The sequence below is a fragment of the Phenylobacterium sp. genome, from assembly GCF_035475775.1.
Taxonomy (GTDB): domain Bacteria; phylum Pseudomonadota; class Alphaproteobacteria; order Caulobacterales; family Caulobacteraceae; genus Phenylobacterium.
Map to the genome: position 1 here is coordinate 1 of NZ_DATIMC010000122.1, position 14,250 is coordinate 14,250.

The 14,250-nt window shown below is 71.2% G+C and carries 11 protein-coding genes; 8 read left to right on the plus strand and 3 right to left on the minus strand.

Features of this window, described 5'->3' with window-relative positions:
* The coding region (locus tag VLI41_RS14800) for a carboxylesterase/lipase family protein (protein WP_325268852.1) at positions 1 to 1,416 on the minus strand (1,416 nt) is incomplete at its 3' end.
* A 138-nt stretch (positions 1,417 to 1,554) separates the two neighbouring features.
* On the opposite strand from VLI41_RS14800, the gene VLI41_RS14805 reads away from it, so the two are divergent.
* Positions 1,555 to 4,359 carry a pitrilysin family protein gene (locus VLI41_RS14805; protein WP_325268853.1) on the plus strand — a complete coding sequence of 935 codons (2,805 nt, stop codon included), beginning with the start codon at positions 1,555 to 1,557 and terminating at the stop codon, positions 4,357 to 4,359.
* Positions 4,360 to 4,373: 14 nt separating this feature from the next.
* On the opposite strand, the gene VLI41_RS14810 is transcribed toward VLI41_RS14805, so the two are convergent.
* Both VLI41_RS14810 and VLI41_RS14815 read right to left on the minus strand, forming a co-directional pair.
* Positions 4,374 to 5,681 (minus strand): Hsp70 family protein, encoded by a 1,308-nt coding sequence (locus VLI41_RS14810; RefSeq protein ID WP_414692570.1) that lies wholly within the window; start codon positions 5,679 to 5,681, stop codon positions 4,374 to 4,376.
* Positions 5,682 to 5,869: 188 nt separating this feature from the next.
* Positions 5,870 to 8,158, minus strand: coding sequence for an NADP-dependent malic enzyme (locus tag VLI41_RS14815; protein WP_325268854.1), 2,289 nt, complete (start codon positions 8,156 to 8,158; stop codon positions 5,870 to 5,872).
* Positions 8,159 to 8,277: 119 nt separating this feature from the next.
* Between VLI41_RS14815 and VLI41_RS14820 the strand changes: the two genes are divergently transcribed.
* The 7 genes from VLI41_RS14820 to VLI41_RS14850 form a co-directional block, all read left to right on the plus strand.
* Positions 8,278 to 8,592 (plus strand): metalloregulator ArsR/SmtB family transcription factor, encoded by a 315-nt coding sequence (locus VLI41_RS14820; RefSeq protein WP_325268855.1) that lies wholly within the window; start codon positions 8,278 to 8,280, stop codon positions 8,590 to 8,592.
* Positions 8,593 to 9,060, plus strand: a complete 468-nt coding sequence (locus VLI41_RS14825) for an SRPBCC family protein (RefSeq protein ID WP_325268856.1) — start codon at positions 8,593 to 8,595, stop codon at positions 9,058 to 9,060. It abuts the gene before it with no gap.
* Between the two features lie 27 nt (positions 9,061 to 9,087).
* Positions 9,088 to 9,747: a glutathione S-transferase family protein gene (locus VLI41_RS14830; protein ID WP_325268857.1), complete on the plus strand. Its 660-nt coding sequence runs from the start codon at positions 9,088 to 9,090 to the stop codon at positions 9,745 to 9,747.
* 71 nt (positions 9,748 to 9,818) lie between these two features.
* Positions 9,819 to 10,598: a 4-hydroxy-tetrahydrodipicolinate reductase gene (gene dapB, locus VLI41_RS14835; RefSeq protein ID WP_325268862.1), complete on the plus strand. Its 780-nt coding sequence runs from the start codon at positions 9,819 to 9,821 to the stop codon at positions 10,596 to 10,598.
* Between the two features lie 3 nt (positions 10,599 to 10,601).
* Complete coding sequence (locus VLI41_RS14840) at positions 10,602 to 12,053, plus strand: amidase family protein (protein WP_325268858.1); 1,452 nt, start codon at positions 10,602 to 10,604, stop codon at positions 12,051 to 12,053.
* A 6-nt stretch (positions 12,054 to 12,059) separates the two neighbouring features.
* Positions 12,060 to 13,469 (plus strand): MBOAT family O-acyltransferase, encoded by a 1,410-nt coding sequence (locus tag VLI41_RS14845; protein ID WP_325268859.1) that lies wholly within the window; start codon positions 12,060 to 12,062, stop codon positions 13,467 to 13,469.
* Positions 13,470 to 13,477: 8 nt separating this feature from the next.
* A partial coding sequence (locus VLI41_RS14850) for an alginate O-acetyltransferase AlgX-related protein (protein WP_325268860.1) occupies positions 13,478 to 14,250 on the plus strand: 773 nt, incomplete at its 3' end.

Genomic DNA, 14,250 nt, shown 5'->3' on the forward strand with positions numbered 1-14,250 from the left:
CGTGAGGTCCGCCATCAGCCGGTCGCCCGCATCCCACGGCAGGTCGGCGTAGCGCAGGTTGTCGAAGGCGTAGGCGACGTCGGAGCCATGCGGCGCGCCCGCCCGCCGCGTGGGCCGCCCGTCCGGCCCGTAGGCCGGCGGGGCGCGGCTGAACAGATATAGGAAGGCCGGCTGCTTGCCCGTCAGGGTCTGCAGGCGCGCCCAGGTGCGATGGCCCGAGAAGTTCGCATCGCGCAGCAGCGCGTGGTAGCTCGCCTGGGCTTGGGCGTCGCTGGTCGCGGGATAGGCGGCGAGCAGCCGCTCCGCCGCGGGCCCATAGGCGCTCTTCAGCCAGGCGGCGTAGTCGGCCGCGGTCGTGGGCGGGCCGCCCGGATGGGTTCGCCCGCCCGGCTCGTCGGCCGTGCCGCCGGTGATCAGCGCCACATCGTTCTGCCGGCCCTGCTCGAAGATCGTGCGGATGTCGGCGGGCAGGAAACGGCCGTCGACGATGGCGGCGTTCATCCGCTTCTGCGGATCGGGCGTGTCGAGATAGATCGCCAGCAGCTCGGCGGCTGGCAAGGCGCGCAGCTTGGCGAGCGGGGCCACGCCGACTCGCGCCTGGAACGCCCGGCCGTCCGCCTCGGCTTCCTTCAGCGTCTGCATGCGGTCGAACACCGTGTGCGACTGGGCGATCGCGCCGCGGAACAGGCCGCGCGCCATCGGCGAGGCCATCAGCCAGTTGACGCTGCGGCTGCCGCCCGATTCCCCGAAGATCGTCACCTTCTCCGGATCGCCGCCGAACGCGGCGATATTGGCCCTGACCCACTTCAGCGCCGCGACCTGGTCCAGCGCGCCGTAGTCGCCGGAAGCATGGTCCGGGCTCTCGGCGGTGAGCTCGGGCGAGGCCATCCAGCCGAACAGGTTGACCCGGTAGTTGAAGCTCACCACCACCACGCCGCGCTTGGCGAGGTTGTCGGGGGCGTAGAGGGCCTCGGCGCCGGAACCCTCGCGGCCCCCGCCGCCATAGATCCAGACCATCACCGGCAGCCGGTCGGCGACGCTCTTTGCCGGCGTCCAGACGTTCAGGTAGAGGCAGTCCTCGGAATAGCCGTTCTCGCCGGTGTTCCAGGGTGCGACCCCGCGCGGCCGCATCTGCTGCATGCAGGCCGGCGAGAACGAGGTCGCGGCCCGCACGCCCTTCCAGGGCGCGGCCGGCTGCGGCGGCCGCCAGCGCAGCGGTCCCACCGGCGGGGCGGCGAACGGGACGCCCTTGAAGACCCTGACGCCATGGCCCCACGAGGGCATGCCGGCGACCAGCCCGTTTTCCGTGTGGACCGGCTCCTGGATCGCGGCGGCGGCGGCGGTCGCCAGCCCCGACGCGACGGCAACCCCCAGCGCCCAGCGCGTCAGAATCCTCGCAAGCCTCAGGTCGATCATCGCCCGCCCTTATCTGACCCTGGGTCATCGTAGGGCCGGATCGCGGCGCGAGCCAAGCGCGCATGAACCAGCGGTAAGCTTCCCACCGCGCGCGGCGGTGCTAAGGGTTCTCAAGTCTCTGAACTTCGGATCTCGGCCATGCTCCGCCACGCCCTCGCCGGCCTCGGCCTCGTCCTCGCCCTGGCGGTTTGCACGGCCGCCCAGGCCGCGACCGTGCCGCCGATCCCTTTCACCAGGCGGGTGCTGCCGAACGGGCTCACGGTTCTGGAATCCCTCGACAAGACCACGCCCAACGTCTCGGTGCAGGTCTGGTATGGCGTCGGCTCGAAGAACGATCCGCAGGGGCGCTCCGGCTTCGCCCACCTGTTCGAACACCTGATGTTCAAGGCCACCAAGGACCTGCCGCCGGAGAGCTTCGACCGCCTGACGGAGGATGTCGGCGGGCTCAACAACGCCTCGACCTACGACGACTTCACCAACTATTACGAGGTGGTCCCGGCCCACCATCTGCAGCGGCTGCTGTGGGCGGAGAGCGAGCGCATGGGCTCGCTGGTGGTCGACAAGGCCAACTTCACCTCCGAGCGCCAGGTGGTCGAGGAGGAGTTGCGCCAACGCGTGCTGGCCGCGCCCTACGGGCGGCTGTTCTCGCTCTACGTGCCCGAAGCCACCTATCGGGTGCACCCCTACCAACGGCCGGGGATCGGCTCGATCCTCGACCTGGACGCCGCCACCCTCGATGACGTGCGGGCCTTCCACCAGACCTACTACCGGCCCGCAGACGCTGTGCTGATCGTGGTGGGCAATTTCAGCCCCGCCGAACTCAACGCCTGGATCGACAAGTACTTCGGCCCGCTGCAGAACCCGAAGGCGCCGATGCCGCGGGTCACGGCGGTCGAGCCGCCACGCAAGGCCCCCGGCGTGTTCAACGGCTATGGCCCCAACGTGCCGCTGCCGGCGCTGGCCATCACCTGGCTCGCGCCCTCGGCCCGAAGTCCCGACGCCCCGGCGCTGACCGTGCTCGACGCGGTGCTCTCGGCCGGCAAGTCGTCCAGGCTCTACGACAGCCTGGTCTATGAGAAGCGGATCGCGACGGAGGTCTATTCGAACGCCGACCTGCCGCAGCAGCCGGGCGAGTTCATGGTCGGGGCGGTGATGGCGTCCGGCCACTCCATCGACGAGGGCGAGAAGGCCCTGCTCGCCGAAGTCCAGAGGCTGCGGACCAGCCCGCCCACTGCGGAGGAGCTGGAAGCGGCCAAGAACCAGCTGATCGCCGGCAAGCTGCGCGAGCGCGAGACCCTGGAGGGCCGCGGCTTCGCGCTCGGCTACGCCAAGTGGATCGAGGGCGATCCGGCCAAAGCCAACACCGACCTCAACGCGATCCAGGCCGTCACCGCCGCCGACGTCGAACGCGTCGCGCAGAAGTACCTCGACCCGAACACCCGGATGACGGTCCGCTACCGCCCCGAGAGCGAGCGGCCGAAGGGCGAGGCGCCGCCAGCCGAGCCGGCCCCGCCGAAGCGGGTGGCGACCTACTCGGGCCCGGTGTTCACGCTCGCCCCGCCCGACAAGCGCCAGAAGCCGCCGCCGATCGGCAAGGCGGTGCAGCCGGTGCTGCCGAAGCCGGCCGAGCGGACGCTCGCCAACGGGCTCAGGGTGATCGTGGCCCACTCGTCCGCCCTGCCGCTGGTCACCGCCGATCTCACCCTGAAGACCGGCGCCTGGGCCGATCCGCCCGGCCTGGCCGGCGACGTCGCCATGACCGCAGGCATGCTGACCGAGGGCACGAAGAGCCGCTCGGCGCGGGAGATCGCCCGCCAGGTGGAGCGCCTGGGCGCCACCCTGGATTCCGCCGGCGGCCTGGAGGCCTCGTCCGTCACGCTGAATGTCATGCCGGACAAGCTCACCATCGCCCTGCCGATCATGGCCGACGTGACCCGCGATCCGGCCTTCGCCGCCGAGGAGCTCGCCCGGCAACGTCAGCTCGCGCTGGATTCCCTGCAGGTGGCCTATCAGGAGCCGGGCCAGCTCGCGGCCTTTGCGGCGGCCCCGGTGGTGTTCGGCGGCACGCCGTTCGGCCACGTGCCCTCCGGCACGCCCGAGAGCCTGCCGAAGCTGAAGCCCGACGACCTTGCCGCCGTGCACCGGCAATGGTTCCGGCCGGACAACGCCATCCTGGTGTTCACCGGCGACATCACGCCCGAGCAGGGCTTCGCGCTCGCCGAGCAGGCGTTCGGCGGCTGGCCGAAACCCGCGGCGCCGCTGCCGCCGCCGCCGGCGATCCGGCCGAACCCGACCCCACGCGCCATCGCCATCGACCTACCGGGCACGGGCCAGGCGGCGGTCACGGTGGTCAAGCCCGGCATTCCGCGCAGCAGCCCCGACTACTACACCGGCATCGTCGCCAACACCGTGCTCGGCGGCGGCTATTCGGCGAGGTTGAACGAGGAGATCCGCATCAAGCGCGGCCTCTCCTACGGCGCCTCCTCGCGGCTCGCGGCCAACCGCACCACGGGTTCGTTCCGGGCCGCCGCCCAGACCAAGAACGCCTCCGCGCCGCAGGTGCTGCAACTGATCGAGCAGCAGATGGCCGAGCTCGCCGCCGCCCCGGCCGGCGCGGAGGAGCTGAAGGCCCGCAAGTCGGTGCTGGTGGGCGGTTTCGGCCGCGATCTGGCGACCACCGGCGGCCTCGCCGACATTCTCGGCAATCTGGCGCTCTACGGCGTGCCGCTCGACGAGATCACCCGCTACACCGGCAAGGTGGATGCGGTGACGGCGCCGCAGGTGCAGGCCTTCGCCGCCCGCGTGCTCGACCCCAAGGGCGCCAGCGTGATCGTCGCCGGCGACGCCAAGGCCTTCACGGCGGGCCTGAAGGCCGAGGCGCCCAAGCTGGAGGTGATCCCCGCCGCCGACCTCGATTTCGACAACCCGAGCCTGCGGAAATGACCGCCTCTCCCCGCTCAGCGGGGAGAGGCGCGGGACATCGTCCATCGCCCGAGGTCGCGCTCGCGGCCGATCAGCGCCAGGCCGGAGGCGATGGATTCCAGCTCCGCGCCGGTCTCGATCCGCTCGGCCGGGAAGCGGCGGTGGAAGATCGCGCGCACCGCCGGGACGAGCGACGAGCCGCCGGTCAGGAACACGCGGTCGATCTGGCCCGGGGTCAGCTTGGCGTCGGCGAGCGCCGCGTCCACGGCCGCCTCGATCCGGGCCAGTTCGGGCGCGACCCAGCGCTCGAATTCCGGCCGCGCCACCTCCTGCACGATGGAGATCGAGCCCGCCTCGAAGCGGAACTCCGCGCGCGGCTCGAGCGACAGCGCCTCCTTCAGCCGCGAGACCGCGCGATAGAGCCGGTAGCCGTAATTCTCGTCCAGCATCTCGACGAGGCGGGCGATCTTCGCGGGCTCGCTCGCCGCGCGCACCAGGGCGCGGATCTCGCGCATGTCGCGGCTCGCCCGCATCAGCGCCAACTGGTCCCAACGGGCGAACGCGGCATAGTATCGATTGGGGATCGGCAATACCTTGCCGTAGCTCACGTAGCTCGAAGCCTTGCCGAGCGCCGGGGAGACCAGCGCATCGATGATCCGGTAGTCGAAGGCGTCGCCCGCCACGCCGACGCCGGAGCGGCCCAGGGGCGCGGCGCGCAACTCGCCCGCCTGGCGCTCGAAGCGGATGATCGAGAAGTCGCTGGTGCCGCCGCCGAAGTCGCCGACCAGCACCGTGGCGTCCGCGGCCAGGCTGCGCGCGAAGAAGAAGGCGGCCCCGACCGGCTCGTAGGCGTAGAGAATCTCGGAGAACCCCAGCCTACGGAATGCGGTCTCGTAGCGCGAAAGCGCCAGCGGCTCGGAGGGCGCGGCGCCGGCGAAGGTCACCGGGCGGCCGATGATGACGCGCCCGGGCGGGTCGGCCATCTCGCGCCCGCCATAGTCGCGCAGCTTCAGCAGGAAGGTCGAGAGCAGGTCCTCGAAGCGGTAGCGGCGGCCCAGGATCTGCGTCTCGGTGAAGCTCTCGGCGGCCGCGAACATCTTGAACGACTGGATGAAGCGGGTCTCGACCGGGTCCTCGACATAGGCCTCGATCGCCCACGGCCCGGCCGCGATCGTGCGCTCGGCGGGCCGTTCCGCGGGCGCGTGGAAGGACAGGCAGCTGCGGAACGCGAACAGCTCGCCCTCCGGCGCCGGAAACCGCACCAGCCGGGCCGGCCCGCTCGCCTCGGCCAGCGCCACGACGGTGTTGGTCGTGCCGAAGTCGATGCCGAGGCTCGTCGCCATGCCCATCCCCCGAAGGGCGCGGGGCATAGCAATAACGGCGTCAGGGCGGAAGGATTGTCGGCATTTTTTCGTCATCCCGGCCGAACCCGGCGAAAGTCGGGGAAGAGCCGGGACCCAGGGGCGGTGTGCTCCTGGATCCCGGATCGGACCTGCGGTCCGTCCGGGAGGACGGGCTATTTCCTGCGAGGCTACTCCGCCTCCACCAGCGGGCGGTCGTAGGCGCAGACGGTGGCCATCTGCAGGATCTTGGAGACCGAGGCCGACAACGGACAGATCTGCACCGGCCGCTCCAGGCCCAGCAGGATCGGGCCGATCACCGTCGCCCCGCCCAGCGACTGGATCAGCTGCGTCGAGATGGTCGCCGAATGGATGGCGGGCATGATCAGCACATTGGCCGGCCCCGAGAGCCGCATGAACGGATAGTTGCCGCGCCGCTCGGGCTCCAGCGCCAGTTCCGGCGGCATCTCGCCTTCGTACTCGAAGTCGACGCCTTCGGCCCGGTCGAGGATCGCCACCGCCTCGCGCACCCGCTCCGAGCGGTCGCCCATGGGGTTTCCGAACGCCGAGTAGCTCATGAAGGCGAGCCTCGGGGTGTAGCCCAAGGTGCGCACGGCGCGCGCCGCCTCGCAGGCGATCTCCACTAGGTCCGAGGCTTCCGGCATTTCGGTGACGTTGGTGTCGGCGATGAAGATGGTGCGGCCGCGCGCCAGCACCACGCTCATGCCGAGCACGCGTCCGCCCGGCGCGGGATCGACGACCCGCAGGATCTCCTCCAGCGCCTGGTCGAAGGCCCGCGTGACGCCGGTCACCAGGCCGTCGGCGTGGCCCAGCGCCACCATCGAGGCGCCGAACGAGTTGCGGTCCTGGTTGATCAGCCGCTGGACGTCGCGCTTGAGGTAGCCCTCGCGCTGCAGCCGCTCGTAGAGGTAGTCGACGAACTCGGCGTTGCGGTGCGACAGACGGGCGTTGACGATCTCCAGCTTCACCTCGGCCGGATCGAGGCCCACGAGCCGCATGTTCTCGTGCACCAGCTCCTCGCGGCCGACCAGGATCGCATCGCCCAGCCCGCCCGACTGGAAGGCGTAGGCGGCGCGGATCACCGAGGGCTCCTCGCCTTCGGCGAAGACGATGCGCTTCTTGGGCGCGGCCAGCACCGCGCCCTGCAGCTTCTGCAGGAAGGCCGCGGTCGGGTCGAGCCGCTGCGCCAGCGAGGCGCGGTAGGCGTCCATGTCGTCGATCGGCTTGCGCGCGACGCCGGTGTCCATCGCCGCCTGAGCGACGAACGGCGGGATGTACCAGATCAGCCGGGGATCGAACGGCGTCGGGATGATGTACTCGGGACCGAACTTCAGCTGCGCCCCGTGGTAGGCGGCGGCCACCTCGTCGGGCACGTCCTCGCGGGCGAGCTGCGCCAGCGCCTGGGCGCAGGCGATCTTCATCTCCATGTTCACCCGCCGGGCCCGCACGTCGAGCGCGCCGCGGAAGATGTAGGGGAAGCCCAGGACGTTGTTCACCTGGTTTGGGTAGTCGCTGCGCCCGGTGGCCACGATGGCGTCCGGGCGGACCGCGTAGACCTCTTCCGGGGTGATCTCCGGGTCCGGATTGGCCATGGCGAAGATGATCGGCTTCCTGGCCATCTTCTTCACCAGGTCGCTGGTCAGCGCGCCCTTCACCGACAGGCCGATGAACACGTCGGCGCCTTCAAGCGCCTCGGCCAGCGTGCGCTTGTCGGTGGGCACCGCGTGGGCGCTCTTCCACTGGTTCATGGAGTCCGTGCGGCCCTGGTAGAGGACGCCCTTGGAATCCACGGCGATGACATTGCCGTGCGGCACGCCCATGGCCTTGATCAGCTCCAGCGTCGCGATGCCGGCGGCGCCGGGGCCGTTCAGCACGACCTTGACGTCCTTCAGCTTGCGCCCGGTGATCTCGCAGGCGTTGATCAGCCCGGCGGTGGAGATGATCGCGGTGCCGTGCTGGTCGTCGTGGAACACCGGGATATCGAGGAGCTCCTGCAGCTCGGTCTCGATGCGGAAGCACTCGGGGCTCTTGATGTCCTCGAGGTTGATGCCCCCGAAGGTGGGCCCGATGTTCTTGACCACCGTGATGATCTCGTCCGGGTCCGTCGCCGTGACCTCGATGTCGATGGCGTCGACGTCGGCGAAGCGCTTGAAGAGCACACCCTTGCCTTCCATCACCGGCTTGGCGGCGAGCGCGCCGAGGTTGCCGAGGCCCAGGATGGCGGTGCCGTTGGAGATCACCGCCACCAGGTTGCCCTTGGAGGTGTAGTCGTAGGCCTCGTCGGGATTCTTCGCGATGGCCAGCACCGGGGCGGCGACGCCCGGCGAGTAGGCGAGGCTCAGGTCGCGCTGCGTCGCCATCGGCTTGGTGGGTACGATGGCGATCTTCCCCGGCGTCGGATGCCGGTGGAAGGCGAGGGCCTCCTCGTCAGTGAAGGTGCGTTTTTCGGCGTCGCTCATCCGGCGGCGGCATCCTCGAGCCCAAGACTGCGGCAGGGCGCCACCTATAGAGACGCCGGGTTCCCGAAACAACCTCGGCGCCGCTTGACAGGCGCGTAAGTGCAAGCTTACCGTAAGCCGTGGCTAACTCTCATGCCTTCGCCGCCCTGGCCGACCCGACCCGCCGCGAGGTGTTCGAGCGCCTCGCCCGCGGGCCGCGTTCGGTGGGCGAGCTGGCGCACGGGCTGCCGGTCAGCCGGCCGGCGGTCTCCCAGCATCTGAAGGTGCTCAAGGAGGCGGGGCTGGTGAGCGATCGCCCCGAAGGCGCCAGGCGCGTGTACCGGATCGACCCCGAGGGGCTCGGCCCGATCCGCACCTGGCTCGACCAGTTCTGGGACGCCGCCCTGGAGGCCTTCCGGGCGGAAGTCGAAGGCGACGACAGGGAGGGGGACTGAGTGAACCGCATCATCACGCCCGCGCCGATCCGCAAGGTCCTGACCGTGCGCGCTACGCCGCAGAAGGCCTTCCGCGTGTTCACGCAGTATCACGACCGCTGGTGGCCCAGGACGCACCACATCGGCGAAGGCGCTCTCGCCAAGGCGGTGATCGAGCCGCGCGCCGGCGGTCGCTGGTATGGCGTCGATGACGCTGGTCGCGAGGAGGACTGGGGCGAGGTGCTCGCCTGGGAGCCGCCGCATCGCTTGCTGCTCGCCTGGCGGATCAACGCGAAATTCGAATGCGATCCGCGCGTGCACACCGAGGTGGAGGTCCGCTTCACCGATCTGGGCGACGACGGCTGCCGCGTCGACTTCGAGCATCGCAGCCTGGGCGGGCTCGGCGAAGGCGCGCTGGACACCGCCGCGCGCATGGACGGCGGCTGGGGCGTGATCCTCGAGCACTACAAGGCCGCCGCCGAATCCTGATTTCCACCCGGACAAGAGGAGAAAACCATGTCCGAAGTGATCGTCTACGGCATCCCCGGAAGTCCCTACGTCCGCATGCCGCTCCTGGCCTGCGAGGAGAAGGGCGCGCCCTATCGCATCGAGGCGATGGCGTTCGGCAGCACCAAGACGCCCGAGCATCTGGCCCGGCACCCGTTCGGCCGGATGCCGGTGATCGAGCACGACGGTTTCCGGCTGTACGAGAGCCAGGCCATCATCCGCTACATCGACCAGGTCTTCGAAGGCCCCAGGCTCACGCCCGCCGATCCGCGCGCCCAGGCCCGGATGAACCAGGTGATGGGGATCGTCGACTGGTACGTCATGCCCTCGATCTCCTCCGGCGTCGGCTTCAACCGGCTGATCAAGCCGCTCCTCGGCCTGGCGCCGGACGAGGAGGCCATCGCCAAGGCCCTGCCGCAGTCCAGGACCTGCATCGCGGCGCTGGAGGAGCTTCTCGGCGAGAAGGCCTATTTCGCGGGCGATCGGGTCAGCCTCGCCGACCTGATGGCCGTGGCGCATCTCGACATGTTCCCCGAAACGCCGGAGGGCGCAGAGATCATGGCGGGCTCGCCGCTGCTCGGCTGGCTCGAGCGGATGGCCGGCCGGCCCAGCGTGGCCAGGACCACCCTGCGCAAGCTGATGAACCTCCCAGAACCCGCAGCGGCCTAACCGCGGCTTGACCAAGGCGCCTCCCTCGCGAGACTAACGGCCTTCGAAGCCGCTCGCCGGGGAGGCGCGCTCTGTCCCAGCCGCTCAAGATCGCCGTCGCCGGCGCGCTCGGCCGCATGGGCCGGACGGTCTCCGCCCTCGTGGAGGCCGATCCGGAGCTGACGCTCGCGGCGCGCTTTGACCGTCCGGGCGCTGAAGGCGAGGGGCTGGTCGACCGGGCCGCGGCGCTCGCGGCCGCCGATGTCGTCATCGACTTCAGCGCCGCCGCCGCCTCGGCCGATCTGGCGACCGCCGCCGCCGCGCGGGGCGGTCCGGCGCTGGTGATCGGCTCGACGGGCTTCCGCGAGAGCGAACTCGCCGCAATGGAGGCGGCCGCCAGGACGGTGGCCATCGTGCGGGCCGGCAACTTCTCATTGGGCCTCAACGTGCTCGTTGGTCTCGTCCGCCAGGCGGCGCACGCCCTGCCGGGCGAGGCCTTCGACATCGAGATCCTCGAGGCGCATCACGCGCGCAAGGTGGATGCGCCCTCCGGCACGGCGCTGATGCTCGGCGAGGCGGCCGCCGAGGCCCGCGGCGTCGACCTGGCGGCGGTCGCCAAGCGTGGCCGCGACGGGATCACCGGCCCCCGGCCGGCGGGCGAGATCGGCTTCGCGGCGATCCGCGGCGGCGGCGTGGTCGGCGAGCATTCGGTGATCTTCGCCGGCGAGGAGGAGATCCTGACGCTTTCCCACTCCGCGCGCGATCGGGGCCTGTTCGCCCGCGGCGCGCTCGCCGCCGCCCGCTGGGTCGCAGTCCGCCCGCCCGGAGAATACGACATGGCCGACGTCCTCGGCTTCTCCAAGGGGCGCTGACCCATGGCCGACATCCTCGATCTCGACGCCACCGGCCAGCTCGCCGCGCTGGCCCAGAAGCGGATCTCGGCCGCCGAGCTGCTGAAGGCCGCGCTTGCCCGGCATGACCGGCTGCATGCCGGCCTCAACGCGGTCGTCATGGCCGATCCGGAACGCGCGCTCGAGCGCGCCCGGGCGATCGACGATCTCCGCGCCAAAGGCGAGGCGCCTGGCCTCCTGGGCGGCCTGCCGATGACCGTCAAGGACACCTTCGACGCGGTCGGCATGGCGGCTTCCTCCGGGCTCGCGGCCCTGCGCCAGCGGCAGGCCGAGGATGCGACCGCGGTGGCCCACGCCAAGGCGGCGGGCGCGGTGATCTGGGGCAAGACCAACACCCCGGTCATGGCCGGCGACTGGCAAACCTTCAACGACCTCTACGGGACGACCAACAACCCGTGGGATCCGACGCGGACGCCGGGCGGATCGTCCGGCGGCGCGGCTGCGGCGCTGGCCGCACAGGTCACGGCGCTGGAGATCGGCTCCGACATCGGCGGTTCGCTGCGCGTCCCGGCGAACTTCTGCGGCGTCTTCTCCCACAAGCCCACCTGGGGGCTCGTGCCCCAGCACGGCCATGTTCCGCCCGGGCCCGGCTCCTGGACGGAGCGCGACCTCAACGTGGTGGGACCGATGGCCCGCTCGGCCCGCGACCTCCGGCTGCTGCTGGCAGTGCTCGCGGGCGGCTCTGTGGCGGCCAAGGCGCCGGCGGCCGAGCTCAAGGGCGCGCGCATCGGCCTGTGGCTGGACGAGCCGTCGTTCCCACTCGATCCCGAGGTGCGCTCGGTGCTGGAGGGCTTCGCCGGCGCGCTCGCGGCCCAAGGGGCGGAGGTCACGACGATCCCCTGTCCGGTGGACGCGCGGGCGCTGCTGAGCGCCTACCTGATGCTCCTCGGCGCCGTGCTCTCGGAGGACCTTCCTCCCGCGGCCCTGCGGCAGATGCAGATGATGCGGGCGCTCGCCAAGATCGCGCGCAAGCGCGACGCCGACCCGCACTCCGCTTCGGCCATGGCGCTCGCCTACACGGCCACCCACCGCGAATGGATGGCGGCCGACGCCGTGCGCTGCCGTCTGCGGCACGACATCGACGCGACGTTCGAGCGCTTCGACGCCATTCTTGCGCCCATCGCACCCGTGCCCGCCTTCCCGCACGACCATCGGCCATTCCAGAAGCGGAGCCTCAGGCTCTCAACGGGCGCCGCCGTTCCTTACACCTCGATGGTCTGCTGGATCTCGCTGGCCACCGCCCTGCACCTGCCGGCCACCACCGTTCCGGCCGGCCGCACGGGGGCGGGCCTGCCGGTCGGCGCGCAGCTGATCGGACCGCGCGGCGGCGATGCGCGCACCCTGGCGCTCGCCCAGGCCATCGACGAGGCGGTCGGCGGCTTCGTCGCGCCGCCGCCCGCTGCGGCGGACGCCTGACCGCTCGTGCTCTTCGCCTCGCCGACCTTCCTGTTCTTCTTCCTGCCCGCTTGCCTCGCCGTCTATTTCGCGGTCCGCGGAATCCGCGCCAAGAACGCCGTCCTGATCGCCGCCTCGCTCGCATTCTACGCCTGGGGCGAGCCGCGCTTCGTGCCGCTGATCGTGGCCATGGCGCTGTTCAACTACGCCGCCGCCCTGGCGATCGATGCGCGCGAGGGCAGGGCGCGGCGCTGGGCGCTGGGCGCCGCCGCCGCCGTCAACCTTGCGGCGCTGGGCGTCTTCAAGTACGCCGATTTCGTGGTCCGCAGCCTCGATCCGCTGCTCGCGCCGGCCGGCATCGCGCTCCAGCCGCCGCACATCCCGCTGCCGCTCGGGATCTCGTTCTTCACCTTCCATTGCCTCTCCTACCTGATCGACACCTTCCGGCGGCGCTTTGCGGCCAATCGGCGGCTCTCGGAGGTGGCGCTCTACATCGCGCTGTTCCCGCAGCTGATCGCGGGGCCGATCGTCCGCTACAAGACCATCGCGCGGCGGCTGCGCGTGCGCCGCCACAGCCTGGGACTGGTCTCGGCGGGCCTGCGGATCTTCGTCATCGGCCTGGCGCAGAAGCTGTTGCTGGCCGACCCCCTGGCGCCCCTGGCTAACGCCTGCTTCGACCGCACCGCCCGGCCCGACCTCCTGGAAGCCTGGGCCGGCACGCTCGCCTACACCCTGCAGATCTACTTCGACTTCGCCGGCTATTCGACCATGGCCATCGGGATCGGCCTGGCGTTCGGCTTCCGGCTGCCGCGCAATTTCCGCACGCCCTACGCCTCGCGCTCGATCACCGAGTTCTGGCGGCGCTGGCACATGAGCCTGTCGAGCTGGTTCCGGGACTATCTCTACATCCCGCTGGGGGGAAACCGGCATGGAGCGCTTTCCACCTACCGCAACCTGGTGATCGTCTTCCTGCTTTGCGGCCTGTGGCACGGCGCGAGCTGGACCTTCGTGCTCTGGGGCGCGTGGCACGGGCTCTTCCTGGTGCTCGAGCGGGCGGGCCTGGGGCCGGCGCTTCGGCGGCTGCCGCCGCCGCTGGCCTGGCTCTACGCCCTGCTGGTGGTTGTGCTGGGCTGGGTGCTGTTCCGCGCGCCGCACATGGGCCAGGCCGTGGCGGTCTGGCGCGGCCTTCTCGGCGTGAACGGCCTGGGCGGCTTCGGGCCGGCCATGGCGCTCGCGTTCCGCAAGCAGCAGCTCTGGGTGTTCGCCATCGGCGGCCTGCTCGCAGTCTTCGGCCTGCCGCGCCGGCGGCTCCCGCGCCTGCGGCTCGGGCCGGCGCTCGCCTGGGGGGACAACGCCGCGAGCCTCGTCCTGCTCGGCGCCTCCCTGCTGCGGGTCGCGGCCGGCACCTACAGCCCGTTCCTCTACTTCCGGTTCTGAGCCGCGGTATGGCGCTTCTCACCCGCCCCCGCCGCGGCCTGGCGCTGGCCCTGCTGGCGATGCTGCTGGTCCCGGTGGTCGCGATCCCGCTGCGGCCGTTCAAGGCGATGTCGCCGGTCGAGAACCGCCTCCTCGCGCGCGCTCCGCCCCGCCCGCAGCGCCTCGCCGACTGGGCCAGGCTGCCGCGCCGGATCGACGCCTACCTCGCCGACCACTTCGCCTTCCGCGACGGGATGATCGCCGCCAACAACCGCCTGTTCGGCCGCGCCACGCGTCCCGGCGCATCCGGCCAGGCCGATCTCGCCGCCGCCATCGCCAACCGCGCCGAGGATGTCGACGCCGGCGCGGCGGGCGAGCTCGCCGCAGCCGTGGAGGGCAAGGCCGGCCACATGTTCCTGACCGAGGGTCTGCTGGAATCCACCGGTCGCGAGCTCGACCGCCGCCGCGCGGCCGATTATGCGCAGTTCGTCTGCCAGGCGGCCCGCGCGCTCGGCGCGCGCGGCATCCGGCCGATCTTCTCCATCGCGCCGTCGCCGGCCGCCATCTATCCGGAATATGCGCCCGACTGGGCCCTGCCGCCGCTCTCGCCCACCGAGCAGGACCTCATCCTGCGCGACGCCGCCGCCTGCGGCGCGCCCGGCATCGACCTGCGGCCCGTGCTGATCGCCGCCAAGCGGCAGGACCTCTACCGCCTGACCGACAGCCACTGGCGCGAGCGCGGCGCGCTGATCGCCTTCAACCGGCTGGTCGAGGCCAGCGGCCATCCCGAGTGGGTCCTCGA

Coding starts and splice junctions, on each gene's coding strand:
- VLI41_RS14830 (WP_325268857.1), top strand. CDS start 9,088: ATGTCCGAAGTGATCGTCTACGGCATCCCCGGAAGTCCCTACGTCCGC.
- VLI41_RS14815 (WP_325268854.1), bottom strand. CDS start 8,158: ATGAGCGACGCCGAAAAACGCACCTTCACTGACGAGGAGGCCCTCGCC.
- VLI41_RS14805 (WP_325268853.1), top strand. CDS start 1,555: ATGCTCCGCCACGCCCTCGCCGGCCTCGGCCTCGTCCTCGCCCTGGCG.
- VLI41_RS14810 (WP_414692570.1), bottom strand. CDS start 5,681: ATGGCGACGAGCCTCGGCATCGACTTCGGCACGACCAACACCGTCGTG.
- VLI41_RS14840 (WP_325268858.1), top strand. CDS start 10,602: ATGGCCGACATCCTCGATCTCGACGCCACCGGCCAGCTCGCCGCGCTG.